The organism is Providencia sp. PROV182 (assembly GCF_028480325.1).
GTDB classification, from domain to species: domain Bacteria; phylum Pseudomonadota; class Gammaproteobacteria; order Enterobacterales; family Enterobacteriaceae; genus Providencia; species Providencia hangzhouensis.
This window is the reverse complement of sequence record NZ_JAMPOL010000039.1, coordinates 1-2,616: the sequence shown is the minus strand read 5'-3', so window position 1 is coordinate 2,616 and position 2,616 is coordinate 1. Positions and strand designations below refer to the sequence as shown.

Genomic DNA, 2,616 nt, shown 5'->3' with positions numbered 1-2,616 from the left:
TGACTGCGTACCTTTTGTATAATGGGTCAGCGACTTATATTCTGTAGCAAGGTTAACCGAATAGGGGAGCCGTAGGGAAACCGAGTCTTAACTGGGCGAATAAGTTGCAGGGTATAGACCCGAAACCCGGTGATCTAGCCATGGGCAGGTTGAAGGTTGGGTAACACTAACTGGAGGACCGAACCGACTAATGTTGAAAAATTAGCGGATGACTTGTGGCTGGGGGTGAAAGGCCAATCAAACCGGGAGATAGCTGGTTCTCCCCGAAAGCTATTTAGGTAGCGCCTCGTGAACTCATCTTCGGGGGTAGAGCACTGTTTCGACTAGGGGGTCATCCCGACTTACCAACTCGATGCAAACTACGAATACCGAAGAATGTTATCACGGGAGACACACGGCGGGTGCTAACGTTCGTCGTGAAGAGGGAAACAACCCAGACCGCCAGCTAAGGTCCCAAAGTCATAGTTAAGTGGGAAACGAAGTGGGAAGGCTCAGACAGCCAGGATGTTGGCTTAGAAGCAGCCATCATTTAAAGAAAGCGTAATAGCTCACTGGTCGAGTCGGCCTGCGCGGAAGATGTAACGGGGCTAAACTATGCACCGAAGCTGCGGCAGCGATATGTAAATATTGTTGGGTAGGGGAGCGTTCTGTAAGCCTGTGAAGGTGTGCTGTGAGGCATGCTGGAGGTATCAGAAGTGCGAATGCTGACATAAGTAACGATAATGCGGGTGAAAAACCCGCACGCCGGAAGACCAAGGGTTCCTGTCCAACGTTAATCGGGGCAGGGTGAGTCGACCCCTAAGGCGAGGCAGAAATGCGTAGTCGATGGGAAACGGGTTAATATTCCCGTACTGGTGATAATTGCGATGGGGGGACGGAGAAGGCTAGGCTATCCGGGCGACGGTTGTCCCGGTTTAAGGATGTAGGCAGGTGAATTAGGCAAATCCGGTTCACTATATGCTGAGGTCCGATGACGAGTCACTACGGTGATGAAGTAGCTCATGCCCCGCTTCCAGGAAAAGCCTCTAAGCTCTAGATTATCATTAATCGTACCCCAAACCGACACAGGTGGTCAGGTAGAGAATACTCAGGCGCTTGAGAGAACTCGGGTGAAGGAACTAGGCAAAATGGTGCCGTAACTTCGGGAGAAGGCACGCTGGCATTAGGTGAAGTGATTTACTCATGGAGCTGAAGCCAGTCGCAGATACCAGCTGGCTGCAACTGTTTATTAAAAACACAGCACTGTGCAAACACGAAAGTGGACGTATACGGTGTGACGCCTGCCCGGTGCTGGAAGGTTAATTGATGGGGTTATCCGTAAGGAGAAGCTCTTGATCGAAGCCCCAGTAAACGGCGGCCGTAACTATAACGGTCCTAAGGTAGCGAAATTCCTTGTCGGGTAAGTTCCGACCTGCACGAATGGCGTAATGATGGCCAGGCTGTCTCCACCCGAGACTCAGTGAAATTGAACTCGCTGTGAAGATGCAGTGTACCCGCGGCAAGACGGAAAGACCCCGTGAACCTTTACTATAGCTTGACACTGAACATTGAGCCTTGATGTGTAGGATAGGTGGGAGGCTTTGAAGCGTGGACGCCAGTCTGCGTGGAGCCAACCTTGAAATACCACCCTTTAATGTTTGATGTTCTAACGTTGCCCCATTATCTGGGGTGCGGACAGTGTCTGGTGGGTAGTTTGACTGGGGCGGTCTCCTCCCAAAGAGTAACGGAGGAGCACGAAGGTTGGCTAAGCATGGTCGGACATCATGCGGTTAGTGCAAAGGCATAAGCCAGCTTGACTGCGAGAGTGACGGCTCGAGCAGGTACGAAAGTAGGTCTTAGTGATCCGGTGGTTCTGAATGGAAGGGCCATCGCTCAACGGATAAAAGGTACTCCGGGGATAACAGGCTGATACCGCCCAAGAGTTCATATCGACGGCGGTGTTTGGCACCTCGATGTCGGCTCATCACATCCTGGGGCTGAAGTAGGTCCCAAGGGTACGGCTGTTCGCCGTTTAAAGTGGTACGCGAGCTGGGTTTAGAACGTCGTGAGACAGTTCGGTCCCTATCTGCCGTGGGCGTTGGAAGATTGAAAGGGGCTGCTCCTAGTACGAGAGGACCGGAGTGGACGCACCACTGGTGTTCGGGTTGTCATGCCAATGGCATTGCCCGGTAGCTAAGTGCGGAAGAGATAACCGCTGAAAGCATCTAAGCGGGAAACTTGCCTTGAGATGAGTCTTCCCTGACTCTTTAAGAGTCCTAAAGGAACGTTTAAGACTAAGACGTTGATAGGTTGGGTGTGTAAGCGTAGCGATACGTTGAGCTAACCAATACTAATGAACCGTGAGGCTTAACCTGACAACACCGAAGGTGTTTTAGAGAGATTGAGTTGTTTTCGAGAGAGTGAGAAGCCGAAAGGTGAAGGACACGCAGCTTGTTTGAGATTGAGGTTCTGGTTTAGTGAAGAAAAAAACTAAACGGGAACGAAACAGAATTTGTCTGGCGGCAATAGCGCGGTGGTCCCACCTGACCCCATGCCGAACTCAGCAGTGAAACGCCGTAGCGCCGATGGTAGTGTGGGGTCTCCCCATGTGAGAGTAGGGAACTGCCAGACATTAAA

General features: G+C 51.5%; 2 rRNA genes. Both read left to right on the top strand.

Annotation, left to right across the window (positions count from 1 at the left end):
- Nucleotides 1–2,354, top strand: a 23S ribosomal RNA gene (locus PR834_RS20370); the annotation flags it as partial.
- A gap of 140 nt (nt 2,355–2,494) precedes the next feature.
- Nucleotides 2,495–2,610: ribosomal RNA gene (gene rrf / locus PR834_RS20365) — 5S ribosomal RNA — on the top strand.
- Nucleotides 2,611–2,616 lie beyond the last annotated feature (6 nt).